Annotated in this window: 26 protein-coding genes; 2 read left to right on the top strand and 24 right to left on the bottom strand. The window is 68.3% G+C overall.

From position 1 onward, the window contains the following. Positions 1–87: 87 nt before the first annotated feature. On the bottom strand, positions 88–903 hold the full coding sequence (locus FHY02_RS08705) for a DNA adenine methylase (RefSeq protein ID WP_183921551.1): 816 nt from the start codon (positions 901–903) through the stop codon (positions 88–90). A 381-nt stretch (positions 904–1,284) separates the two neighbouring features. On the opposite strand from FHY02_RS08705, the gene FHY02_RS08710 reads away from it, so the two are divergent. Beyond that, positions 1,285–1,452: a type II toxin-antitoxin system HicA family toxin gene (locus FHY02_RS08710; RefSeq protein WP_221198579.1), complete on the top strand. Its 168-nt coding sequence runs from the start codon at positions 1,285–1,287 to the stop codon at positions 1,450–1,452. Positions 1,453–1,536: 84 nt separating this feature from the next. Beyond that, positions 1,537–2,046 (top strand): type II toxin-antitoxin system HicB family antitoxin, encoded by a 510-nt coding sequence (locus FHY02_RS08715; RefSeq protein ID WP_183921553.1) that lies wholly within the window; start codon positions 1,537–1,539, stop codon positions 2,044–2,046. An 80-nt stretch (positions 2,047–2,126) separates the two neighbouring features. Here FHY02_RS08715 and FHY02_RS08720 read toward each other — a convergent pair whose 3' ends face one another. From FHY02_RS08720 to FHY02_RS08830, 23 genes are all read right to left on the bottom strand, one after another. Further along, positions 2,127–3,566 (bottom strand): DUF1996 domain-containing protein, encoded by a 1,440-nt coding sequence (locus tag FHY02_RS08720; RefSeq protein WP_183921554.1) that lies wholly within the window; start codon positions 3,564–3,566, stop codon positions 2,127–2,129. Further along, positions 3,563–4,432 (bottom strand): hypothetical protein, encoded by an 870-nt coding sequence (locus FHY02_RS08725; RefSeq protein WP_183921555.1) that lies wholly within the window; start codon positions 4,430–4,432, stop codon positions 3,563–3,565. Before FHY02_RS08725 ends, FHY02_RS08720 begins: the two co-directional genes overlap by 4 nt. A gap of 78 nt (positions 4,433–4,510) precedes the next feature. Then, positions 4,511–5,914, bottom strand: a complete 1,404-nt coding sequence (locus FHY02_RS08730) for a hypothetical protein (RefSeq protein WP_183921556.1) — start codon at positions 5,912–5,914, stop codon at positions 4,511–4,513. Between the two features lie 5 nt (positions 5,915–5,919). Further along, on the bottom strand, positions 5,920–6,459 hold the full coding sequence (locus tag FHY02_RS08735; RefSeq protein ID WP_183921557.1) for a hypothetical protein: 540 nt from the start codon (positions 6,457–6,459) through the stop codon (positions 5,920–5,922). A gap of 136 nt (positions 6,460–6,595) precedes the next feature. After that, on the bottom strand, positions 6,596–7,042 hold the full coding sequence (locus FHY02_RS08740; RefSeq protein ID WP_183921558.1) for a hypothetical protein: 447 nt from the start codon (positions 7,040–7,042) through the stop codon (positions 6,596–6,598). After that, entirely contained in the window at positions 7,039–7,545 is a 507-nt protein-coding gene (locus FHY02_RS08745; protein ID WP_183921559.1) for a TIGR02594 family protein, read from the bottom strand. Before FHY02_RS08745 ends, FHY02_RS08740 begins: the two co-directional genes overlap by 4 nt. Before the next feature lie 24 nt (positions 7,546–7,569). After that, positions 7,570–8,025, bottom strand: coding sequence for a hypothetical protein (locus FHY02_RS08750; RefSeq protein ID WP_183921560.1), 456 nt, complete (start codon positions 8,023–8,025; stop codon positions 7,570–7,572). Further along, the gene (locus FHY02_RS08755; RefSeq protein WP_183921561.1) at positions 8,025–8,597 is read right to left on the bottom strand and encodes a hypothetical protein; all 573 of its coding nucleotides are present in this window, start codon (positions 8,595–8,597) and stop codon (positions 8,025–8,027) included. Before FHY02_RS08755 ends, FHY02_RS08750 begins: the two co-directional genes overlap by 1 nt. A gap of 7 nt (positions 8,598–8,604) precedes the next feature. Beyond that, positions 8,605–8,748, bottom strand: a complete 144-nt coding sequence (locus tag FHY02_RS08760) for a hypothetical protein (RefSeq protein WP_183921562.1) — start codon at positions 8,746–8,748, stop codon at positions 8,605–8,607. A gap of 20 nt (positions 8,749–8,768) precedes the next feature. Further along, positions 8,769–9,332, bottom strand: coding sequence for a DUF4376 domain-containing protein (locus FHY02_RS08765; RefSeq protein ID WP_183921563.1), 564 nt, complete (start codon positions 9,330–9,332; stop codon positions 8,769–8,771). Continuing rightward, on the bottom strand, positions 9,332–13,285 hold the full coding sequence (locus FHY02_RS08770; RefSeq protein WP_183921564.1) for a hypothetical protein: 3,954 nt from the start codon (positions 13,283–13,285) through the stop codon (positions 9,332–9,334). The genes FHY02_RS08765 and FHY02_RS08770 overlap by 1 nt, the downstream gene beginning before the upstream one ends. Then, a complete protein-coding gene (locus tag FHY02_RS08775) occupies positions 13,282–18,264 on the bottom strand; it encodes a phage tail length tape measure family protein (RefSeq protein WP_183921565.1) in 4,983 nt (1,660 codons plus the stop codon). The genes FHY02_RS08770 and FHY02_RS08775 overlap by 4 nt, the downstream gene beginning before the upstream one ends. Beyond that, positions 18,257–18,688 carry a hypothetical protein gene (locus FHY02_RS08780; protein WP_260172818.1) on the bottom strand — a complete coding sequence of 144 codons (432 nt, stop codon included), beginning with the start codon at positions 18,686–18,688 and terminating at the stop codon, positions 18,257–18,259. The genes FHY02_RS08775 and FHY02_RS08780 overlap by 8 nt, the downstream gene beginning before the upstream one ends. A gap of 17 nt (positions 18,689–18,705) precedes the next feature. After that, positions 18,706–19,152 carry a hypothetical protein gene (locus FHY02_RS08785; RefSeq protein ID WP_183921566.1) on the bottom strand — a complete coding sequence of 149 codons (447 nt, stop codon included), beginning with the start codon at positions 19,150–19,152 and terminating at the stop codon, positions 18,706–18,708. 76 nt (positions 19,153–19,228) lie between these two features. Further along, a complete protein-coding gene (locus tag FHY02_RS08790; protein WP_260172819.1) occupies positions 19,229–19,711 on the bottom strand; it encodes a hypothetical protein in 483 nt (160 codons plus the stop codon). A 25-nt stretch (positions 19,712–19,736) separates the two neighbouring features. Next, the gene (locus FHY02_RS08795; protein WP_183921567.1) at positions 19,737–20,000 is read right to left on the bottom strand and encodes a hypothetical protein; all 264 of its coding nucleotides are present in this window, start codon (positions 19,998–20,000) and stop codon (positions 19,737–19,739) included. 47 nt (positions 20,001–20,047) lie between these two features. Then, positions 20,048–20,449 (bottom strand): hypothetical protein, encoded by a 402-nt coding sequence (locus FHY02_RS08800; RefSeq protein WP_183921568.1) that lies wholly within the window; start codon positions 20,447–20,449, stop codon positions 20,048–20,050. Further along, positions 20,449–20,976: an HK97 gp10 family phage protein gene (locus FHY02_RS08805; RefSeq protein ID WP_183921569.1), complete on the bottom strand. Its 528-nt coding sequence runs from the start codon at positions 20,974–20,976 to the stop codon at positions 20,449–20,451. Before FHY02_RS08805 ends, FHY02_RS08800 begins: the two co-directional genes overlap by 1 nt. A 2-nt stretch (positions 20,977–20,978) precedes the next feature. Beyond that, positions 20,979–21,341 carry a head-tail adaptor protein gene (locus FHY02_RS08810; protein ID WP_183921570.1) on the bottom strand — a complete coding sequence of 121 codons (363 nt, stop codon included), beginning with the start codon at positions 21,339–21,341 and terminating at the stop codon, positions 20,979–20,981. After that, positions 21,338–21,934 (bottom strand): head-tail connector protein, encoded by a 597-nt coding sequence (locus tag FHY02_RS08815; RefSeq protein WP_183921571.1) that lies wholly within the window; start codon positions 21,932–21,934, stop codon positions 21,338–21,340. The genes FHY02_RS08810 and FHY02_RS08815 overlap by 4 nt, the downstream gene beginning before the upstream one ends. A 2-nt stretch (positions 21,935–21,936) precedes the next feature. After that, the gene (locus FHY02_RS08820) at positions 21,937–22,245 is read right to left on the bottom strand and encodes a hypothetical protein (protein ID WP_183921572.1); all 309 of its coding nucleotides are present in this window, start codon (positions 22,243–22,245) and stop codon (positions 21,937–21,939) included. Between the two features lie 2 nt (positions 22,246–22,247). Beyond that, entirely contained in the window at positions 22,248–22,511 is a 264-nt protein-coding gene (locus tag FHY02_RS08825) for a hypothetical protein (RefSeq protein WP_183921573.1), read from the bottom strand. Positions 22,512–22,596: 85 nt separating this feature from the next. Then, complete coding sequence (locus FHY02_RS08830; protein ID WP_183921574.1) at positions 22,597–23,868, bottom strand: phage major capsid protein; 1,272 nt, start codon at positions 23,866–23,868, stop codon at positions 22,597–22,599. Between the last annotated feature and the right edge of the window lie 3 nt (positions 23,869–23,871).

A 23,871-nucleotide genomic window follows, 5' to 3' on the forward strand; every position in this document is an offset into this window, starting at 1 on the left:
CCGCCGATACCCCACTAGATACCCCACTCCCCTTTTGGCACGCGCACGACTCCCCCGCGCTCCGCCAAACCCTCGATCGCGAAGCGATCAGCCAGGGACTGATCGAACGATCAGCTCCCCCACTCGCTTCCCGCTGCCGGCGGCGGCGGTGCCGATCGTGTAGGTGGTTGCGACCTCGTCCAAGGCGAAGCGGGCGAACACCTCCCGCGCGCCTGGCGTGGCGTTGATCGACAGGACGAACGTGCCAGCGATCGCGGCCAGCTGGTCCGACAGCCGCTCGAAGTCGGCGCGGGCGAACACGCCCTCGCCATAGTCGGCCTCGCAGTCCCAATAGGGCGGGTCGAGATAGAACAGCGTCGCCGGGCTATCGTACCGCCGGATCACATCGGCGTAGGGCAGGCGCTCGATCGTCACCCGCTCGAGGCGATCGCGCAGGCCGCGCAGGTCACCGCGCAGCTTGGCGACGTTGAGCCGGCCGGGGGCGCGGTGATCCACACCGAAGGTCCGCCCGGTGACCTTGCCGCCGAACGATAGCCGCTGGAGGCAGAGGAACCGAGCCGCGCGCTCGATGTCCGTCAGCGTCGTCGGGTCGACGCGCCGCAGGCGCTCGAACTCGTCGCGGCTGCTGAGCATCCAGCCGAGCTCGTCGACCAGCGGCTCGTAGTGCTTCCGGGCGATCCGGAAGAGGTTCGTCACGTCGGCCGATATGTCGTTGATGACCTCGACCGGCGGCCTGACCGTTCGGCGCAGGAACACCCCGCCCATGCCGACGAACGGCTCGACGTAGGTGTGATGAGGAATGGTGGCGATCAGCGCGCAGAGGCGCCGCGACAGGTTGCGTTTGCCACCGAGGTACGGCGCAGGGGGATTGACCGGCAGCACGCCGGAAAGACTCGACTCCATGGTGTCTGATGCTCACACGAGCCCCGCCTGGTGCACAGGTGCGGGGCGTTAGCGGCTTGGCCAGCCGCGCGTGACGGGGGTCCTGGCAGATGCCCGTCGGTTTCCCAGTCTCAAGCTGGGCGACCCCCGCTTGGCCGATATGAGGATCCCCATATCGCCTCGCGGGCGTGTTTGAGAGGGTGCGAGTCGTCTCGCGTTTTTCGCGCTCCAAATCGTACCGAAACCCGCAGAAATCCTCAGGTTCTCACCCCTGAGTCGCCCGCTTCAAATCGTGCCGGTTCGATATACCCAATATATACTTAGTGCTTGCGTTCTCGTCGCATACTCGTATATACCGCGTATATTCGAAAGGGACGAACGATGATAAGCAGCCGCGAAGTGATGAAGGTGCTCAAGGCGAACGGATGGGAGCTGGTCGCGACCCGCGGTGATCACCACCAATTTAAGAAGGACGGGGTCAAGGTGACCGTCCAGCACCCGGTCAAAGACCTCTCGCTCCGCAACATCATCAGCATCGAGAAGGCCACCGGGATCAGGCTCCGGCCCTGAGGGGCCGGGCCATCCGCAAGGAACCCAGACGCTCGACTCCTGCCCGCGCGCAGCCTATATACGGCGTATAGCAAGGAAGCTGACATGCCCGCCACCTACTACCCCGCGATCATCGACCGGAGCGCCAGCGGCTTCGGCGTGACCTTCCCCGACTTCCCCGGCTGCATCGCCAACGGCGAGAGCGTGTCCGAGGCGTGCGTCCAAGGCGAGAAGGCGCTGGCGCTGCATATTGAGGCCATGGTCAAGGACAAGGACGCGATCCCGCAGCCGTCCGACTGCGAGCAGGTCCGCGCGGATCTGGGCGAGGACGAGGTCATCGCCATGATCCGCGCGGACGTGCCGGTGAAGGTCGAGCGCGTGCTGGTCTCAATCGACAGCAACCTGCTGCGCGCGATCGACGCCTCGGCCAGCAACCGTTCGGCTTTCATCGCCGACGCGGCGCGCGCCTACCTCGGCGGGGTCGTGGCGGCCGGGATCATCGGCCAAGGCGAACTTGCGACTAAGGGGTTCGAGGATCTGGAGAAGCGCTACGGGCTGAAGCCCAAGCGCCCACGCAACGACTTCGGAACCCATGTGGTCTCCGTCAAGGCTTGATCCCTAGCCGCGGTCCTGCGACGGCGCCGCCAGCCCGCGGCGCCGGCTCTGCATCCTGTCCTTGGCGCCGCGGGTGAACCTCAGATCGTTGGCACCGGCACGACGCGCGGCTCGGCCTTGTAGGTGAGAGGCGGCCCCTCCTGCTTCATCTGCCAGCCATCGCCGAGGTTGCCGCCGTTGCAGTTGAGCAGCTTATCGATGCAGTTGGCGGTCCAGCGCGCCATGGTGTCGTCGTCCCACGCGCCCCACCAGTCGGCATGCAGCGTGCTGCCCGGCCGCATCATGCCGTGGCCCATCGCGCTCATGTCGTCGCTCGACAGGCTCCACGTCGGCCGCTTGGCATCCCAGGTGCCGCTGCGGTCGAGATCGGCGTCGACCGTGTACCAGCCGCCGAGCGTGAAGGTCGGGATCACGTAGGGATGGGTCGCCGGGCAGGCCTCCCAGGTGCCGGTCGGGAAGTTGGTCCACTCCGAATAGGCGACGTGGTCGCGGTGGTTCGGGCTGTCGAGATCCTTGCCGTTCCAGCAATTGGGCGCGTTGATGATCAGCCCCAGCTGCGAACCGATCTGGCAGTGCGAGGCCGCCTCGACGATGTCGGCGTAGTGCCCCTCCTTCGCGCCGTTGCCCTGGCAGTTGAAGTAGCCGTGCCCGGTCGGCGCCTTGCCGCTGACCATGTCGTAGCCGAAGACGAAGCGAAGGCCTCGGGGCAGCGCGACGCAGGCCTTCCCCATGCGCTGGCACTCAGGGTCGGCCGCTGGGCGGCGCTTGTAATAGATCGACACGAAGTCCGGTCGCACGACGCCGCCCTTGCCGTTAAGCATCGCCGGCACCCAATAGGCGGATCGGTTAAGCCGGTTCGTGCAGGTGCTGTCGCCGCTCGTCCGCAGCGTGTTGAAGGTCGAGAAGGCGTTGGCCCCGGTGTTGCCGAAGAACTGGTGCAGGTGGCTTTGGCCGGGCTGACCCGGAAAGACGATCGGATCGTCACGCGCGATCTGCCCTGCGGTGCAGATGAAGCGGAAGGCTCCGACGACATCGGGCACGCCGCTCGGCGGGATTGCGCCCAGCACGCCCGTCTGGTAGGCCGGCTCGAGCAGACCCGCGGTCGGAAAGTTGCTGGCGATCGACGGCAGGCCGACCGCGACGGTGCCGCCGGGGATCGGCTGCGTGGCGTTGCCCTGGCTGGCGCTCGGGGTAGGCGTCGGAGCGGGCGGCGCGGGCGGCGACGTGACCACCGGCGGCTTAGGCGTGAGCGGAGACTTCGGCGGAGCGGCCAGTGCCGCCAGCCTGGCGACGCGCGCGGCGACCTGCTCGGCGTCGACCTTGTTGGCCGCCTGCAACCCGATGATCGTGTCCTGCCGGCCCTTGATGCGCGCGGTGCGGCACGCCACGCCCTTGTTAAGCGCCGCCGTGTCCGTGCTGGTCGCGACCTTGGCGTCGGCGGGGGTGGCGCAGGTGTCCGCGGCGTAGGCGGGCGAGGCGGCCAGCAGCGCGAACGCCGCGGCGAGGAGCGAGCGGATCATGCGAAGGCCTCCTTGAAGGCCGCGCCGATCTTCGCGCGGTTCCCGTTCGTGATGGCGGCGCCGATCGGGCCGTCGTTGCGGTCCCACCAGCAGTGGTGATGCAGGTTGTTCTTTCCGATCCAGTCGGCCGCGGCGTGGAGGTCCGGCAGGAACCGATCGTCGTCCATGCCCCACTCGGACCAGCCGTAATCCTTGCCGAGGCGCGTCGCGAGCTCGCGGCCCCACGCCAGCCCGCTCGGGCGGTCGCGGAAATAGCCGAAGAAGCCCGGGCCGTCGAAAGCGCGCTGAAGGTAGAAGTCCTGCGCGACGCAGTGGAAGAAGCCGCGGCCGGGCACCATCGACGCCGGATCGCAGCCGTAGACGCCGACGTTCGGGCACCAGATGATATAGGCATAGTCACCGCCCTTGCGGTCCTTGCCGAGCACTCGCTTGAAGATCGCGGCGACGTGCTCGAATGCCTGGACGTGAAGCGTCGGGCTCCACTTGCCATCCTTCGTGCGCGCGGCGTTCTCCTGCCACTCGAAATTCTGCTCCCAGAAAAGCCGAACCCGAGCCCGCGAGTCACCATGCCGGCGCGCCGCGGTGCCGATCGCCGCCGCGATCGCGCTGTAGAGCCCGTCGTGCAAACCCTGGATGATTGCCTCGAGCTGGCCCGGACCCGGGCACGGCACGGACCAGAGCAGCCGCGGTGCGCCCGCCTGGTAGAACTCGATGTTGCGCCCGACCTGCCACTGCCAGGACCCGGGCAGCATGCCCTTCCGCTGGTCGAAGAACAGATTGAATAGGTCGGGCGTGCGGCCGAGGAAGCTCGACTGCCGCTTGATGTCGCCGACGTCGTTCGTCGGGCAGATGCCTACGAGGGTCATGGGCGTGCCTCACATAGAGAAGCGCCCCGCGCTCACTGGAGTGAGGCGGGGCGCAGGGAGGGTGGACGGGGCGGCTGATCAGGCAGCAAGCATTGCGTTGACCGCGTCGCGGACGGACTTGGCCGCGCGCATGCCGAGCAGCCGCGCGCCGCGCAGGTTCGGGTGCGTGCCGTCCGTGCCGATCGCCACGTCCGAGTTGCCGGCGCCGGTCGTGGCCCCTTCCCGGCCGCTACCATCCGTATAGGGCGGCACCGCCTTTGCGACGGGCGCGAAGGCGATCAGCTTGTCCGCGGCACGCTGGACAGCGACGCGCTTCGCCTCTTCGACGCGAAGCGTGTTCGCATCGGTCGCGCCGCGAGCGCCGATCTGCGACCCGAGGACGACGATCGGGCCAGCGTGGAAGGCGCGCAGCTTGGCGAGGTTGTCGAGCACGACGTCCTGGTAGGCCACGTCGCCGTTCGTCGCCGGCTCGTTGCGGTCATTGAACCCGTGCGTGTCGACGATCAGGTCGAACGGCGCCTGATCCTTCCACATGGCGATCAGCTCGCGCGCGTTGCCCGCGGCACCATTCGCATTCGCGACCAGGCCGGTGCTGCCCAGGCCCATCTGACGCACGTCCTTGATACCCAGATAGTCGGCCATGACGATCGGGAACGGCGCGACCGCGCGAGCCGAGACGTTCTGGGTGATCGAGGCCGACTGAGGGCCGAAGCCGATCGAGAAGCTGTCGCCCTGGACGGCCATCTTCAGCGCGCCCGGTGCCGGCTTCCAGAAGCTGCCGAGCGGAGCGACGCGCGCCGAGAGAAGATACGCCATGTTGGCGGCCGCCGACTCGCCGCTGAGCACCAGCCGGACGCGAGCCCCGTCCGGGATGCCCGTCACCTTCAGGTAGACCGCCTGATTGCTGCCGCTCGCCGGCGCGAAGCCGGTGGTGAAGTCGCCAACATAGCGATCGTCGACCAGGACGAACGCCCAGCGGAACGATGCGCCCCACGTCTGGAACTCGATCGTGCCGCCCTCGACGTGCGTCTCGACGCTCCAGGTCCACTGAAAATCCTGCTGCGTGACGTTGCCGTTTGACGTGCTGGCGATCGTCGAGAAGCCCGAGGTCCCGGTGTACGGGGCCGGGATCCGACCGACCGGACCGGCGACGAAGTTGCCGCCGACCGCGACCGGCCCCTTGCAGCCGTAGAAGTTGAAGCGGTCGACGAAATTGGAGTTGAGCACGTTGCTCGCGGCGCCGTTGATCACCGGACCGAGAGTGGTATCCGTCGCGGATCCCACCGCGACCGCCGCGGTTGGGTGAGGAGCCAGAATGCGCGGTCCGCTTCGCGCCGCCGAGTCGAAGGTCCGCTTCAGTGCTGACAGAGTTTCGATGCCAGCGGCGCTGCTGAGCCCGCCGACAAGACCGGCGCCGACCAGCGCCGTGACCAGAGCCGCCTTATCGGCCGCCGAGAGCGATGCGATGTCCTTATAAGCCATGTCGTTCAAGCTCCGAGTGTGAGGACGTCGCCGCCCAGGGTGAGGAAGTCGCCGTTGAGGGTCATGGCGTTGGCTGGGATCGACGGGCTGGTGCCGCCGCCGGCAGCGACGCGGATCGGCTTGGAGCAGATCTCGACGACAGCGTTGGTCATGAGGACCGAGTCAGCACCGTCGACATTCTCAGTCGCGGCGAACACGCGGGCGCGCAGGTATCGGATCGATCCGTTGGGGAAGCTGACCCGCACCGGATAAAGGCGCTGCGTCTGATCGTCGGCGGCTGTCCGCAGCAGCGCCTGACCGGCATCGCTCTCGTCGTACGCCATGGATGGCGCCAGCGAGCCATAGTCCGGCGTCGACTTCAGCTTGTCCTTCGGCCCTTTCAGGGGCTGGAACTCCGCCTTGCCGAATGTCGGGCCGATGGAGCCGATCTTATCGACCCCGCCCACCTCGGTGTAGGTCAGCGCAGCGAAGCCCGCGGCGTCGAACGAGGCGAGTGTTCCGGCTGAGATCGCGAGCGCTGTGCCCGCTGCGGTGGTGGCCACCATGCGCGTTCCCCTGTGTTAGTGGTCGGTGATCGGGTTGCGGGGCCACGCGTCGAGCAGCAGCTGCCGCTTGTCGTCGCAGCGCTTCAGGTCGAAGCGACCTGAGCGGATCCCGCTCTCGGTGTCGGCAGCGGTGGCGCTACCGTCCGGCTGGCGCGGGATCGGAGTCGATGAGCACGGCTCCCTCGCTGCCGGGGGCGGGTCCGGGAGCCGTGCCGGTGAGGCTGGCGTCAAGCGCGTCGATGCCGCGCACCCGGTCAGCGCCGAGGCACAGAGCCCGGCCAGCAGCAGTCTGCGCATATTCCCTCACGGTGTTGGTGGAGTGGACGATCAGCGGCTCGCGCGCGGCGAGACGGTCGGCGAAGTCAGAGGTCGCTTTCGCCTGCCTCGTCAGGAAGCTCACCTCGAGCTCGGCCCGCTCGCGCTTCGCGCGCTCGTCCGCGGTCTCCTGATGGCTCCGCTCGAGCGCGAGATCGTGGCGCGCGTCGGTGAGTTGACCACGGGTAAGGAGCAGCGCGGCAGCGAGCAGCCCGATGGGGATCGCCGGCCAGAAGCGGCGCAGCAGGAGCAGGAGCGCTTTGGTCACGCCTCATTCCGCGACACCGGCTCGCCGTTGGACGCGAGCTGCACCGGCTTGCCGGTGAGCGTGCGCCCGACCGGCCAGCGCCGCGCGACGCAGCGCGACTTCTCGATCCAGGTGAGCGTGACCGCGTCGCCCTGATTGCCGCCGAGCACGCGGTACGCATCGGAGCGCTCGCCGTCGTAGAAGCCGACGTGCCCGCCACCTGGCCGCTCGAACACGAGCACCGCGCCCGGCGCCAGCTCGCCGACCTTCAGCGGTCGCCCCCAGGTCGCCCACGCTTTGGCGCGCACCGCGATCGGCGCCGGCGTGATGCCGGCCTCCTGCATGCAGGTCGCCACGAACAGCCCACACCAGGGCACGCTGTCGGCGTTGTAGACCATGCCGAGCACCTTCGTGCCGAGGCGCTTCGCCCAGCCCATGATGGTCGGCGAGTTGGCGGCGCCCGGCGCTTCACGCGTGCCGAGCTTCGCCCGCGCGGCTGCGAGCCACGCCGGTTCGGTTGCCATGTCAGGTCTCTCCGATGGTGGCGGTCAGCCCGCCGTGGTGTCGTCGTCGGTGCCGGGCACCTGATCGAGCTTGGTGATCGAGCGGTTCATCGCCCCGGCATCGCCGCCGGCGAGCGCGATCAGCATGGCCTGCATGCCGGTGCGGAAGGCCGCCCCGACCTGCCCCTTCGCGATGCCGATGATGCCGATGCCGATCGCAGCGATGCCGATGCCCGTAACACCGGCCTGGAGGAGGTCGAGGCTATGCGCCTGCGTCCACAGCGCCGAGACGAGCGCGCAGAGCATCGAGATCAGCACGTCGAGGATCACCTGCCGGCGGCCGGTGGTCTGGAGGAACACGATCGCGCGGGTGATCGCGACCGCGAGGACGGAGACCAGCACCGGGCCGGGATGGTAGGCATAGCCTAGAAAATCCCAGGTGACGGCATTGGCGGTGACCGGGAGCGTTGCAGCGGCCGCTCCTGCCGCGGCCGCGCGCATCACCGAAAGACTACGGCAACGAGCGCCGCGGCAAAGCACAGGACGACGACCAGAGCGGCGCGCGCGAGCACCGGCCATCGCGACCACATATCAACCGGCAGCGGCGCCTTGCGCAGCTGGTGCTCAATACCCGGCTCACCCAGGAGTACGATGCTCATCCACGCGAACCCAAGCATGAGGGAGACAGGGTCTATGATCCGCTTCGCCATCAGAGCGCGGGCGGTGATTGTCGGATCGCTCGGGTTCCAGCCCCAAAGGCTCAAGGCCTCGGCGCCGCAGCGTAGCGTCAGCGCGCCGCCGGCGAGCAGCGTCACGATGCGATAGAGGCTGACCGGATCCTTGGGATGGTCATAGAAGCGTTGCTGCCAGACGCGCATGGCCTGGCGCCCGACCATCATCGCGCCGAGGAACGTGCCGACCGTCATCAGGAAGATATTCCAGAAGAACAGGCTCGGATTGTTGTTGAAGGAAGGCGGTGCCGGCGAGGGCACGCGCTCGACGACGGCGGCCGACAGGCTGTTCGCCGCGTCGGCCGCCTGCGCAGCCGCCACCACGAGGGCGTGCGCGATCATCACGGGCTTACTTCGCCGTGCCGTCGTCGTAGGGCGCGGCCTCGACGTAAATCGTCGCGGTCGCGTTCGGGCTGGGGGAGCTCGCGTCTTCGTCGCAGGCAGCCAGCATCGCTGCGGCGGCCAGCACGGCCGCCAACATGATCGTCTTCATATTCGTTCTCCTTGTTGAACTCAGGCAGGCCATCCGCTGGCGGGATCGACCGCCGCGATCGCCGCGGCATCCATCGCCGCTTCGAGCTGCGCGCGCTTGGCGCGGCTGACCTCGTGGCAGGCGAGGACATGCTCACCGACCGCTAGACCCATTCCGATCATCGCCGCATCGTCGTGATCGACGGTGGTGTTGTCCTGCATCGTCCAGCCGATCGAGAACGGCTGACCGGCCACTTGGGCGAGCATCGCCATCTGGACCGCTCCGGCGATCTTGACCTGGCTCGCCTCGGTCGTGTCGATGCGGCCAAGCGGAGTGTCACAGCCCCCGATCTCGGCGCCATCCCGTGCCAGCTTGACCTCAGTCCACCGCAGCGCGCGCAGGGCGTCGAGATCCGGTTCCCAGACGGTGCCGGTCCACCGCTCGCGGGTGACGTCTGGCATGCGCTCGATCCGCCACGCCTTCTGCGTCGCGGCATCCCAAGCCCAGCCATTATCCTTCGGGTGACTACCCTCGCTCGGCGTGTGAAATGCCGTAGCGAGTACAGTCACGCCGTCGAGCGACGTGATTGTCCAAGCCTGCACCATCAGTTGCTGTCCCCGAGGATGCGGCCGGTCAGGACCGCCGTCTGCGCGCCCTGGAAGCGGCGGGTGAACACGCCAACCTCCCACCGCCCAGGCGACACGGTGCCGATGTGAACGCTGTTGACGTTACCCTGCTCGTCGATTGGTTCGGCAGGATTGTTGTTGTTGAGGCGAGCCTGCGATCCCTGCTTAGCTGGGAAGGTGGTCCACCCATCGTTCGTGCCAGCTCGGCGGAAGCCGATCATAGCTTCGACGTAGACGTTGCCCTGACCGCCGGCGCTATATGTCAGATCGTAGGTGCACCGTACCTGGTTGGAGACCACTGTCACGATCAGCGAGCTGTCGGGCTGACCCGGGTAGGTACTTGAGCTGACCGTCTTGCCGACGTACGCCGAGCCATGCTGATCGCTGTTTGCCGGCGGCGTGTCCTTCACCAGCACGATCGGGACCTTGATGGTGAAGGTCTGCCCCTTGTAGGTGCCCGACACTCGGAAGTAGCCGGATGCCGAGACGCTATTGAAGGTCACTAGCCCCGACGAGGTCATCTGTCCGGAGCAACCGGAAAACTCCGGGATCGTCCAATCGACAGAGGTCGAGACGTTGTTCGGGCCTTCCGTGTAGGTGAGCACGATGACCTGAGCGAGCTGGCCCGACTTCAGCGTGCCGTCGTAATCGGCCAGGAAGGTCAGGCTGCTGACCGACGCCGTCAGGTTGAGCGCGTTCGCGCCAGGCGTCCCCACTCCGTTCGCGCCGTCCTTCACCTTGGTCACCGAAGTGGTCGCGACGACGCCGCCCGACAGGCTCGTCGCCGCCTGGACGGTGTAGGAAGGTGCCGCGCCGCGATCGATCATCGCATTGCAGACCGCGGCGCTCCAAGAGCCGCTGGCCTTCATCACGAAGTTGTCCGGACCGTTCGAGGCGAACAGGTTGGGATAGTTGGCGACGTGCTGCGCTGCCGTGCCCCAGCCGAGCTGAGTCGAGCCGTCGCTGCCGATCACGCTGAAGAAGGGGTCGGTCGGCGAGTTGAAGCGGGTCGCCTGGAACGTCATGTCGACGTTCACCGGCGCATTGTTCGCGTCGTACCGTTGCGTGTTGAAGGTCGCCTGGAGGCTGATGCTCGGTAAGTTTGACGAGTAAGAGGCGAAGTCCACATCATACAGGGCAGCGCCGGGCGAGGCGAGTGCGCAGTCGAAGTAGAATGTGCGGTTCAGCCCAACGTCGACGCGACGATACACGGCGTCGTTATAGACGTACTCGACAAAGCGGCCGTTATACCGGACGTCGAACTTGCCCGCGCCATAACCGTCGACAAAGACAGTCTCGATGCCGGGCGTCGGTCGCGACTGCCCGTCCTCGTAGATGCAGGCGCGATTGTCAGAGCGGAGATACCAAGCAAAGTCGAGACTGCTGTAACTGGAGTCGGTGCGCGGATCGCTGTTCAACCCGAACATCATGGTGGCATTGCCGAGGTCCGCGCGCGCGGTGGCGATCGCGCCGCCGGTGTAACCATTGGTCGAGTAGGCGTCAGCGTCGCCCCAATTGTCCGGCGCGTTCGCGGCCTTGCGGATCGTCCGACCGGCCACCGAGGCCGTGCCCCGCGTGTCCATGCCGAACGGCGGCCCGACGTAGCGCGACCAGGTGTAGAGGCTCGGGATCGTCGGCTCGTTCACCGCAGTGCCCGTCGCGGTGCCGACATAGGTGCGCGTGCCGGGTTCGGTGGTCGTGAAGTTGACCGTGCCGTCCGGGCTGTCGGCATAGGCGAAGTAAGGATACCAGGTCTTGCCGTCCTTGCCGTCCTCGCCGGGCAGGCCGTCCGTGCCGGCCTTGCCCGCCGAGGGGATGCCGTTAACCACCGAGAACACCGTCTGGACGATGCCGCTGTCGCTCTGGATCGAGATGCCGCGGCCGGCGAGCCAGCCCTTCACGCCGACGTGGACGAAGGCAGAGCGCACCGCCCAAGCCTTGCTCACCACGTCCATCTGCGCACCGACCATGCTGAGCGCGCTGTTGACGAGCGGGTGCAGGTGGTTCGTGCTCGGCTCGTCCCAGGTGTAGATCGCCACCACCTTCCCGAGCGGGATGGCATTGATGCAATCGTAAAAGCCCTGGATCCCGCTGCCCGGGGGAGTGGGATTGCCGGCATAGTTGAGCGAGCCGTCATACAGGTCGAAGTGACGCGAGTGCCACACGGTCGGGCTATCCCGCCAGCACACCGTATAGCTGCGCGCTGCTCGCCCGGTGTGGTTCGGATCCGCATAGTAATCCGGGTCGATGAAGGTCTGCCCCTTGGCGCCCAGAAGGCCGAGGTTCGGCGGCTGGCCGAAGTTGGCGCCAGCTGCGACGAGGCTGTAGACCTCGGTGTCAGCGCCCGGATCGCCCTTGATCTGCGCCGGCAGCGACCATGGCCCGAGCAGGATGCCGTTGCGCTGGTAAGCGACGCTCAACCAGATCAGGTCGGTGCCATCCGGCACGCCATCGGACCAGCCAGCCGGGACGCCGCCGCCCGTTGGCGTCGCCGGCCGAGTCGGCGAGCGCTTGAAGACCTGCTGCTGATAGCTGCCGTCCTCGCCCGGCATCGCGTCCTCGCCTGCGATCCGAACCGGCGTGCCGAAGGTCGCGCCATAGTCGGTCGACAGGCGCATGTAGACGTCGCCGGTCTGAAGGCCATCGTGCCAGTTGACGGCGTCGACCGAGCCCTGCGCGACGACGTTCGGCCCCTCAGGCGGCGGCTTCGGCAGCGGCTGCGCCTTGCTCAGCCCTTCCACCGTCAGCGACAGCTTGCTCGTGTCGGCGCCAACCTCGATCGAAAAGTCCTTGAAGAAGCCGTAGATGGTGACGCTGTCGAGCGTGCCGTCAGCGATCCAGAGGCACGGCCGCGCGCGCACGGAGGCGATCCGGTTGGCGACCTGGTCGACCGCGTCGGTGCGGATCAGCGATCGCACGCTCATCCGCTTGGCGAAGGCGCGCGGCACGACGTTGATCGCGCCGAAGTCGTCCGCCTCCTTGCGGCTATAATCCGTGATGCCGGCGGTCGCAGAGGCCTCGGTGGTGCCTAGCCCGACCACGGAGCCGAGCAGCAGCGTGCCGATCGCGACCTGATTGGTCGCGGTGGCGGTGACGGTGATCGTGCCGGCATTGGCCGGCAGGTCGAGGAACAGCGTCGAGCCCGCGGTCGGGGCGAGCGTGCGATCGTAACCGGTCGCCTGCACCCGCACCGAGGTAGCCACCACGTCGAGCAGCGCGATCGCGCGCGCTCCGCCGGCGTTCAAGGCGACAGTGATCGAGCCGCCAGAGCGGGTCGCGGTCCCGAGCGCCTGATCGAACATCGCCCAGCGGTTCGTCGGCCCGGTGTCGAGCCATGCGGCCGGCGAAGCGCTCGGCTCCTTGCCGACATTGCCGGCTACGAGGCTCTCGTAGATCCGGTGCGCGCGGGTGACGCGCGCGCCCTTCGCGTACGTGGTGCCGGCGCCCCAGCTCGCCGCATCGTTCTCCGCGACGCTGCTCGACGCCAGCACGCTGTCGGTCACGTCGAGCGGCTGGAGCAGGCGAAGAGCGGACGTGCGGCCCGCGATCGCCGGATCGCCACCGGCGTCCGCAACCGTCTCGCTCTCCGCCAGCCCCTCAAACGAGAGGGTGCAGAAGCTGACGTTCTCCGACGCTAGGTCGAACTCGAACTCGCGGTAGAAGCCGCGGACCTGGAGCCACGCCAGAGCGTCGGCGGCGATCCAGCTGACCGGGGTGGCGCGCAGATCCTCAAGCTGACGGCGGGTCGCATCGACCGCGCTGGTCGACAGCCACATGCGGACCGACAGCTTACGCGAGAAGTTGCGCCGCACCACCGTCGTGACGCCGAAGTCGTCGGTCACGCGCCGGCTGTAATCGGTGATGCTGATCGTCGGCGTCGTCTCGGTCGCGCCGAGGTCGATCACCGACCCATTGTCGAGCTTGACCTTCACGCGGCGCTCGCGATCGTGCTGATCGCGTTGCCGCCGCTCTCCGACGTGACGTCATCGAGCTTGGTCGCGATCTTCCGCACTCCGCCGACCACGTCCGACAGACGACTGGCGTTCTCGCCGCGCATCGCGGTCATTTCCTCGAGCAGTCGATCGAGCGCATCCGCCATCGTCTCCTCCGGCATCTGCGACGCGCTCGCCGCCTCGCTGGCGGCGCTGGAGGCGCTGAGCTGGTCGGCAACCCGCGTGCCCGGTCCGCCGGCCGTCGCCGCGAACAGGCTGATCGCCGCATAGGTCGCCTCGAGCGACGCCGCGGTCTCCGCCTGGATGCGGTCGAGCTCCTGCCGGCTGGTCGCAGCATCGGCCGCGGCCGAGAGCAGCGCCTGGGACAGGCCCGGCAGCGACTTGGCAGCGTCCTGATCGCCTCCACGCGCCGCCGCCGTGGCGACGTTGAAGTCGCTCATGATCGCCGCGAACCCGCCGGCGGTATCCGCCTGCGACAGCCCGCGGATGCGCTTGACCTCGTCCATGATGCTGTCGCCGACCGACTTCCACGCCTCGCGCAGCTGCTCCGCCGCCTTGGCGGCCTCCTGCGCGTCCTGGATCGCCCAGATCTCCTGCTGGAGCGCGCGGTTGCTGGCGTCGAGCTTGGCGAGGTCGAGCGCGCGCAGCGCGGCGGTGTCGCCGCGCAGCTCGAGCAGCTGCCGCTCCAGATCCTGCCGCTCGGCCAGCACGTCGGCCGCCGACTTGGCGCCTTCCATGGCCTTTTGCAGGTCGGCGAACGCGGGCGCCAGGTTGAGGAGCGCGGCGTAGGTCGAGCGGCCCGCAGCGGTCGTCAAATCCTGCGCCTCGACCAGCTGGCGGAACGCAGCGAGCGATCCGGGCACCGTCAGCCCCAGGCTGGCGAAGACGCGGTTCATCTGAGCCGCCTGCGCCGCCTGCTTCTCCTCCGCCGTGTAATAGGCGTCGGCATATGCCTCGACGGCGCTCGAGAAGGCGCTGACGCTCTCGAATTGGTCGGCCAGGGCGACCTTTACGTCGATCCCAAGGTTGCGGCTGCTGCCGCCGAGCAGGTCGAGCGCCATGGTGACCGCCTCGACGGTCGACGCGACGCGGGTGAGCGTCTCGAACGCGCCCTCGCCGGCCTTCTGGAAGCGCGAGAGGCCTGGGAACGCCGCCGCGGCCATGTTGTCGGCCGCTGCGCCGAAGATAGCGTTCAACTTCTCCTCGATCTGCTCGCCGGTGAGCCCCTTCAGGTCCACTTTGCCGAGGTTCACGACGAAGCCGTTGAGGCGACGCTGGATCTCGTCCGTCGACTGCCCCAGCGGACCCGCCGCGGACGCGATCGCGTCGTTGAACTGCCGCAGAATGAGGGTAAATTGCCCCTCAAGCTCTCCGCTCGCCGCAGAGTATTGCGTCGACGTCTTCGACCCGGTCTTGATGCCGAGGAATGAGCTAGTCTTTTTGATATCGCTGTAATACTGCGCGTCGAAGCCTCGGTTTAGGATGCTATCGAGCGTCTGACCCTTCGCGAACAGGCCAGAGCCCGTCACTTCGGTCTTGCTGCCGAACAATCCGCCCAGAATGCCGCCGATCAGCGGGATCTTGCTCAGCACCGAGCCGATCAGGTTCTTCTGGAAGCCCTCCGTGACGCCTGCGGAGGCGTTCACGTCGCCAGCGCGGACGATCTGAGCCGCAACGCCGCCGATCGCGCCTTCGATCGAGCGCAGAGTAGCCAGCATTTCGCGCGTGTAGATGCTCGTCGCCGACTCAATGCCCGCCAGGTTGTCGATCGAGCGCTTCAGGCTCTCCGACTTGGCAGTCGGGTCACCCAGGACAGTGCCGGTGCCGGTGTTCGTCACCGGCGCGCTGCTCCCGCCGCTGCGGCCGGCGAAGATCGTCACGCCTGCGGCCACCAGCGCAGCCGCGGTGGCTGCCATCGCGGCCAGATTGAACGGGAATGGCAGTTTCGACTGCGCCGAGACGCCCTCGGCGCCGTTCGCCGCCGCGCGCGCGCCGCTGTTCGCCACCGACGAGATCGTCTCAGAGACGTCCTGCACCATCGCGCGCACCGACATGGCAAACTCGAAGGCTCGGTAGACCTTCTCTGCCGCCTGGAGCGCCGCATAGCCGCGGCTCTTCTCGTTGAAGAAGCCCTTCGCCGCAGAGGTCATGTCGCCGAAGAGGCCGATTTGTGCGGTCGCGGCGCGCACCTCATACTGAGCGTTGGTACGGCGCAGCGCTGCGGTCTTGGCCTCGCCTTCCGGCAGCTGACTGTAGAGGCGGACCTGCTGACGATAGACCTCGGTGAGGCGCTGCTGCTCGGCCCGAAACTGCGTGAAGATCGCGGCCGTGTCGCCGATTGCGCGCCCCGTGTCGCCAAACGCATCGGCCATGCCGCGAGCGGCGTTCGACACATTGGTGGCGATCGCGTCGAGCAGCTCGGACTGGTGCGTCAGGCTGCCGTTGAGCGCGTCGGTAAGCACCTGGCGCTGGACCTCGCCCTCAGCGATCTTCGCCTGCGTCTCGATGTAGGTCGCCGCCTCCGAACCGGTCCACTGACGGCGCGCGGCCTCCTGCGTCGCCGTGAGGATCGCCAGCGAACGAGCGCGGGCGACGTCGGTGGCGCCGATCAAGCGGATCTCTTCCTGGAGCTGCGCCAAGCGGTCATCGGCGCCGCCCTGCGCCGCCAGCAGCGAGGCGCGGCGCTCCGCGTCGGTGAGGTCGTCGCGCGCCTGGCGCGCGTCCTCCATGGCCTTCTTCGCTTCTTCGACTGCCTTGGTGCCCTCCTGCCCCTTGATTGTGCGGGCGGCCTCCAGCGCGTTGAGCAAGGGCAGGTCGGCGATGCGATCCTTCAGCAGCTCTGCGGCGCGCTCGGCCGGGATGACGCCGTTTGCCACGTCGTCATTTACGGCGCGCTGCGCGGCGGCCTGCTCGCGCATCCCGGCGGCGGTGCGCGAGGCATCGGAGATCCGCTGCGCGACCGCGAGGCGGATCTGGCGCGACACGAACTCCTCGGCGTCGCCGCGCTTCAGGATGGCGCTCGTTTCGGCCTTCACCTGCGCCTCAGCGAGGATCGCCTGCCCGCCCGACACGCGGTAGGCGGCAGCGATCTTGTATTGGCCGGCGATCTGCGCCTCTTCCGCCTCTGCCTGGCGCGCCAACTGCTCGGCGTGACGGTCGACCTTCGGCGGCTTCGGCGCATTGTAGCCGATCTTGTCGGCGAGCCGGTCGCGAGCGTTCTCGACGGCAGCCTTGCGGACTCGGGTGCCGAGCTTCGTAAGGTACGCGTCCGCAGCGTCGTATGCGGCGCCGTAGGTCTTCTCGAGCAGCTTCGGGTCGCCCTGCCCGATCGCCATCTTGCCGAGGCCGATGACGCCGCCCTTCTCGACCTCGCCGAGATAGGCTTTCGTGCCGGCGACGCCGGCGTAGAGCCCAGCGAGCGCGGTCTTACCGTAGGACGTAAGATCATCGAGGATCTCCTTCACGTCCTTACCCATCTGCTTCATATCGCCGACGAACGCCTCGGCCATATCCTTGCCGACCGTCTCGAACAGCGCCTTGGACGTGTCCGCCCAAGTGATCGTCTCGTCCTTCAGCTTGAAGAGCTCGGCCTTCGTCGCGTTCGCGCCGCCGGTGATCTTGCCGAGGTCGCGGGTCAGCTGGTCGTTCGTGACGCCCTGATTGATCCAGCGGTTGAAGAGCGCGAAGCCGGCCGTGGCGGCGCCGATCAAGCCGATCAGCGGCGCGAAGCGCAGCGCGAACATGCCGATCTCGGCCGCGAAGCCGCGGATGCCGCCCTGCGCCATCATGGCGATCTGCACGAGCTGGCCGCCCTGCTGGATCAGCACGGTCATCGGCTTCTGGCCGGTGAGCAGTCCCTGGATGATATCGGGCGACTGGATCGCGACCTGCTGCACGGCGAAGCCCTGCCGCCGGACCGACTTCTCGATCTCGTTGACCCCATCGGCGAAGCGCTTGGAGCCGGAGGCGATGACGTCGCCAGTGCCAGCAACCTGCCGGGCGTGCGCCGCCAGCGCCTCGCGCGCGCGGGTCGTCTCCGCGGCATATTCGCGCTGGCTCAGCGCGCCGGCGGCGAGCAGCCGATCGGCGCGCTCCATCTCGTCGTCGAAGCGGCGCTGAGCGGCGAACATCGGGTCGAGCGCCGCGCGCACGGTGGCCGCCTCGCGCGCGATCGTCGCCTCGGCCGCCGCCGCCTCCCGGGCCGCCTGCGCCATCTCACGTGCGCGCGCCTCGAACATGGCGAAGCCAAGCGCAGCGCTGCGCGCCTCCTGGGCGGTCTTCTCCATCGCCAGCGCACGCGCGGCGGCTTCTGCCTCGCGCAGCGCGCGCGCGCCGTCCCGGGCTCGCGCCTCGAACAGCTGGAACGCGAGCGCAGCCGAGCGCAGCTCCTGCGCCTGGCGCTCGGTCTCCAGCGCCTTCTCGGCCGCTGCGGCTTCACGCATCGCCTCGGCGCCCTTGCGCGCCGCCGCCTCGAACAGGTGGAAGGCCTGCGCAGCCTCGCGCGTGGCCTGAGCCTCTGCCGCACTCGCCGCCGCCGCCTTGGCGCGCTGGTCGTTGAGCAGCGCTTCCTCGGCACGCAGCCGACCCGCCGCCTCCGTCATGCCGAGCTGCTCGGCCTTCAGCGCCGCGGCGGCGACCTTCGTCGCCTGGATCTCTTGGCGGGACATGCCGAAGGTGGCATTCTGCCGCTCCAGCCCGCGCGTCAGTCCCTCGACCTCGCGCTCGACGCGGGCGAAGTCCTGCGCCGCGCTGCGCGTCTCGCGCCCGAGCGCGCGGAACTCGTCCGCCGCGCGCTTCAGATCGGTGCCACTCATCACCGCGCCCTGGATGCGCTGGAACTCGCGCACCGCGTTGGCAGCCGTGGCGCCGATCAGGTCGTCGAGCGTCTTCAGCCCGCCGAAGCTGTTGCCGAAGTCGATATCGAAACCGACGCCGAGGCCGGTGGAGCCGTCATCCATCGTCGTCGCCTCCCCCCAGCAGCAGCTCAAGCCGAGCCACTTCAGCGTCGATCTCGCTCTGTGTGGCCTTCACCTGCCAAGGTGCGGAGCAATGCTCACTCTCGGCGCGGCGCGTCTCGGTCACGTAGGCGGAGGACAGGTTGCGGAGCAGGTTCGCTTCCCACGGCGCGAGGCGGATCCCCATCGACTGCTGCCAGCCGTTGATCTCCGCCCAGCCAAGGGCTGCGATGCTCATGCCGGTCGGCTGGACGATCCCCATGGCGATCAGCCAGCCGGTGATATGCGGTGCCGGGTTCGGCGGCATCCGGATCGGCACCTTGTCCTTCTTCATTTGGTCGATGCGCGAGAGCCGGCTTACCTGCCGATCTTCCGCGGCGCGCTTCGACCCGGCCGGCGGCTTAGGCGTGGCATTGAGCCACGCCATCTGCCGCACCCATAGGATCAGCTCGTCAGCGAGCCGGGCGTGAACTTTCCCCAGTCACCCACGAACTTGATGACCTGCTCCTTGATCCAGCCGAGAGCCGGGTCGGAGTAGACCGCGTGGTAGAGCGCGGTGCCGGCGAGCGGCGTGCCGTCCGGCGCGTCGTGCTCGATGTGGCGGAAGCCGGCGGTCAGCGAGGCGAGATCCTCGGCGGCCTCGACGCGGCGCGTCGCCAGCGGCACGTGAGCGATCTTGTTGTCGTTTTCTGCCATGCGCTTCACGACGCGCGCGGACTGGCGCTCCTCGATCTGGCCGTGCTCGGGCGAACCCGGGCCGAAGAGGTCGATGCCGACAGGCGCGCCGTCTTCGAAGAGGGGGACGCCATCCGGACCCTTGAGGTGGAGGAACGCCGTGGCAGCGACGGCGAGCGTTGCGATCTTCATGTGGTCTTCCTTCGCGGGATGCACCGACCCGCCCCGTCCCGCGAAAGCGCAGGGCGGGCCGATGCCTATGATCCGGCTGAGCGCCGGAATGGGGTTGAGGTCAGGCCTTGATGGGCTTCGTGGTGATGCCGATGTCGGCGTTGATCATCAGCACCGAGTCGGCGCCGTCGACGTTCTCCGTGACGGAGAAGACGCGGCCCTGGCAGTACCGGATCGCACCCGTCGCGTACGTGACCTTGAAGGCATAGAGCTTGTTGGTCTCGTCCTCGGCGGCGGTGCGCAGCAGGGTCTGACCGGCGTCGGCCTCGTCATAGGCCGCGGACGGGTTGAGGTTGCCGTAATCGGCCGAGCCCTTCAGCTTGTCCTTCGGACCCTTGAGCGGCTGGAACTCGGTCTTGCCGAAGCTGGGACCGATCGTGCCGATCTTGTCGATGCCGCCGATTTCGGTGAACGTCAGCGCGGCAAAGGCCGCGCCAGTCTGCGCGGCGGGAGTGCCGGCGGAAATGGCGAGCGCCGTGCCCGCCGCGGTCGTAGCAACCATGGTGTTTCTCCTGTTGGGCGAGCCGGCACTGCCGGCGGTCATTCACCGCGAGTGCGGGGAAAGCGGGTTAGCTGCTGGCCTTGGTCGACCGGCGCGCGCGCTTCGGCTTCGCCGGCGCGGGCGTCGGCGCCGCAGCGGCGCTGGCGGGCGCGTCGGACGCGCCCTCGCCATCCTCGGAAGGCGCGTCCTGGGGGCCGTCCGTGCTCACCAGACCGGCGGCGCGATAGTTGGTCAGCGCCGACGCGCTCACGTCGACGTGCTCGCCAGCGGCGAAATGGCGCTCGGTGCCCGCGTCGCGGAAGTCGCGCGTGGCGTAGTGCTTCTTGCTCATGGGTGTCTCCTGGGGTCAGCCGCAGGCGCTCGGCGCCGAGCGGAACGTCAGTCCAAGGTGTCGAATGCGACCCTGAAATCCTGCGTCTTTTCGAAGGTGTCGCCCGGGCCGATCACGTCCGGGCCTCCGCCGAAGGTGTGAACGACCACGCTGGTCGCGTCGCCGACCGCACCGATCGCGCCGCGCGGAATGCTGCGCACGAGCTTCATCACCGCGATTTGGTCGTCGTAAGAGGCCGCCCGGACCATCACCGAGACGCGCGCTGTGGAGCGATACCAGCCGGGGTTCTTCAGCGGGTAGCGGTCGAGCAGGCTAATCTCGCGAACGAGCAGCCAAGGCATCGGCGTTTCGTCCGGCAGGCGCCCGCCCCTGATCCGCTCCTGCGGTACGACGGCGGTGAGCGGCTCGTGCGCCCACAGGATCGCGCCCAGGATCTCCGCGCTGGTCATCAGGCCACCTCGTCGATCGGGCCGCCAGCGATCGCGCCGTTGCGCACCTGCTGGTCGATGTAGGCCTGCGCGGCCTTGATCGCGTCGGCACGGCGCAGGTCGATCGCTGGACGCATGAAGGGCACCTGTCGCGCGCCCTTGTGCCAGACGGTCTTGCCGACCGGCTTGCCGTTGATCACCAGCGTGCCGCCCTTCGCCAGCTTGTTGACGCGGCGCGTGGTGCGGCCGCCGCTCTGCTCGCGATCAACGCTGATGTAGTGCCCGACCGTGCCATACTCGGCCCAGATCGCCAGCGACCGACCCCAGCCCGGCTTCACATCGACGCGCACGCGGATGCGGTCGTCGACCACCTCGACCTTCACGATCACGTCCTTGCGGATATCGTCCGACCAGGCGCGGTCCTTGGCCTCGTCCGCCACCACGTTGCCGCCGGCGCGGCCGGCGCCCTGAAGCACCCGCTTGATCCGGGAGGGGGCATTCTGAATGTAGCGGTGGACGTCATCGAGCCCGCGGACCGTGATGGTCATCGTCAGGCGGCGCTGCCGGCTTCGCTGTAATCCTCGACCATCACCTCGAGCCCGTCGCGGCCGAGCCGCGCCGGCGCGCTGACGATCTGCATGATGCGGCCGTCTACGCCGTCCGTGACGTCGACGAGGCGCATGGCGGACGTGACAGCGTCGCTCCAGTCCATGCGCACGCGCGCCGGGCGCGTGGCGACGTTGAGCCCTTCCGCTAACCGCTCGCCGCGGCTCGGCAGCGCATCCTGGACGTTCGCCCAGACGGTCGCGACCTCCTGCCAGGTGCCCTTGCCCGCGCCGGTGAAGGTGGCCTTGGCGACCGGCTTCTCGATGCGCAGCAGACGATCCATCGCGCCGCGGTCCAGGCCGATCATCGAGCGTAGACCCGGAGCGGCTCGAGCAGCCGGTCGACGGTCGTCGACATGGGGATGGAGATCGCCTGCACGGGGGTGACCGTGTCGCGATTGCGGTAGAGGTCGCCGACCATCAGCAGGATGGCCGCGCGCACGGCCGCCGGGAGGGTCGATACCGGCTCGGCGCCGCTGGTGTTGTCAGGATAGCCGGCACGGTAGCGGATCCGCACCGCATCGCTCCGCAGCGATCCGCCTTCCCAGGCGAAGGTGGAGCCCGCAGGGGCCAGCTCGGCGCCGTCGACAATGAAGTCGACTAGGTCAGCGGTGACCGTCTGGTCGCTGCGATCGAGGTAGCTGATCGAGAGGATCTCGATCAGCGGAGGATAGGGAAGCCGCAGCGAGCTGCCAAACGCCGACACGCCGAAACGCGCTTCCAGCGTCTGCACGCCCAGCGCGCGCCCGAAGTCGCCGCCCGGCCCGTCGAGCAGCTGCGTCGCCGCCGCCACCATGCCGGTGATCAGTGCGTCCTCGGCGCTATGCCGAACACGCAGATGATCCTTCGCCTCCTTCAGTGAGACGACCGGCTCAGGCGGTGTGATGACGACGACGCGCACGCTCAGGCGACCACCGCCGCCGTGGGCGCCGACGTTGCCGCCTTCGTGTTGCTGGCGCGCAGGGTGCTCGTCAGCGTGACGGTGACGGTGATCGTGCCGCCGATATCGGCGGTGACGGGCGTGTAGGTCGCGCCGGTTGCGCCAGAGATCGCAGCGCCGTTCCGCTTCCACTGACGGGCCACGGTGCCGGCGCGCGGGGCGCCGTCCGAGGCGGTGAGCACAGAGCCGACCTTCGCCGTCCCGGTGATGGCCGGGACGGCGCCGAAGGTCGGCGAGCATGCGAACGCCCGAAGGCGCTGCCCGCGCGCCATGGTCAGGCGGCCTTGTTGGCGGGGTTGGCCGCCTTCTTGTTCGCCGGCGCAGCGGCCTGCTTCTGGCCCTCGCCCTCGTCCTTGGTCGGATCGTTCTCGATCTGGGGCTCGTAGCCCTTCTCGACCTCGGCAGCGGTTGCCTCGCGCACCAAGCCGAGCTTCTCGAGCTCGTCGAAGCGCTTCTGCGTCATGTCGCCCAGGATCATGCCCTCGCGGACGGTGCCGCTGTCGCCGTGGTGATCGCTGGTCACGTATGCGTTCTTCATGGGTCGTCTCCTTTCTGAACCGTCGCCCGGTGCGGCGGTTGAGAAAGGAGGGCGGCGCGAACCGCCCTCCCCTTCGGGCCGAGCCTCAGAGGCCGGTGAAGTTGCCCTTCGCCATCGCGGCGAGGCGGCGCACGACGAGCGCCAAGCGCTTCTCCGCGCGGATCGTCAGCATGTTCTTGATGAAGTTGTCGCGATCCTGGTCCGAGATGCGCACCTCGGTGTCCATGCGGTCAAAGATCTGGGCGGCGGTCTTGAACGCGCCGACCAGGAAGTTGCCGGTGCCGATCCGCTTGGTCGAGACGACCGGGCGGCCCCAGAGGGTGTTGGACGCCAGCCCCTGCGGGTTGGCGAACACGTAGCCGCCGGCGCTGTCCTTGGTCAGCTCGATGTTGGTCCACTGCGTCGGGTGCAGCACCAGGCCATCGGGCGCATAGTCGGCGAGCTCGACCATGAGGATCGCCAGACGAAGGCGATCGATCCGGGTCTCGCCCGTGATGCTGACGCCGGCCGGCTGCGCATAGGCCGGCGCCTGGGTGTAGAGGCCCAGAATGTTCTGGCCGGTGCCGTCGCCGAGCAGCAGCTGCGCGTCCTCGGCGTCGTCGAGGCCATAGCGCAGCTCGCCGTCGATCAGGCTCTCGAGCTGCGGCACGTCGTCCATCGCCTGACGCGACGCGGGCACCCAATGCGCGATCGTGCGCACCGGCGCGTTCGCCACGTCCCAGCCGTAGTTGGACTCAGGCTTCTGCGCGCCCTCGGCCACCGCGGCGGCGTTGTTGGTGCGCACCGTCTGGTACGCATACTCGATCGAGTTGCTCTCGGTCTGGCCGGGCGTGAGCAGATCGCGCACGCGCAGCTGCTGGCGCGGGATGCCGACGATCTCGGGCTGGCGCTCGGGACGGATCAGGCCACCGGCCGAGCCGGTCGCGCTGGTCACCGCCTTGACGGTGAAGCCGATCGTGCCCTTGCAGCCGCCCTCAGCATAGGACTTGACGTCCGCGTGGTTGGCGACCTCATGGCCGAGGCTCTTGATCTCGGGATCGTCCTCGCCGCCGCGCCGGCCCTGCGCCAGCTTCTGCGACAGCTCCTTCATGTCGCCGCGGATTGCCTCGAGGTCGACCAGCGCCTTGTCGGCCTTCTCCTTGGCCTCATCGCTGACCTTGGTGCCCTCGGCGTTCTTCGCGCGGAACTCCTGCGCGAAGCCCTTCACCTCGGTGAGGGCGCTGTCGAGGTTGCGCTGGAGCTGATCGAGCGACGGCGCGTCGGCGGCGCCGTCCTTGCGGCCGAACTCGCGCGGCTGAGCGGCGACGAGACGGGTCGAGCCGGCGGCGAGCGCCGCGGCGGAGGTCATCATATTCATGGC

The sequence above is a fragment of the Sphingomonas sp. BK069 genome (genome assembly GCF_014193405.1).
In the GTDB taxonomy this organism is placed as follows: Bacteria; Pseudomonadota; Alphaproteobacteria; order Sphingomonadales; family Sphingomonadaceae; genus Sphingomonas.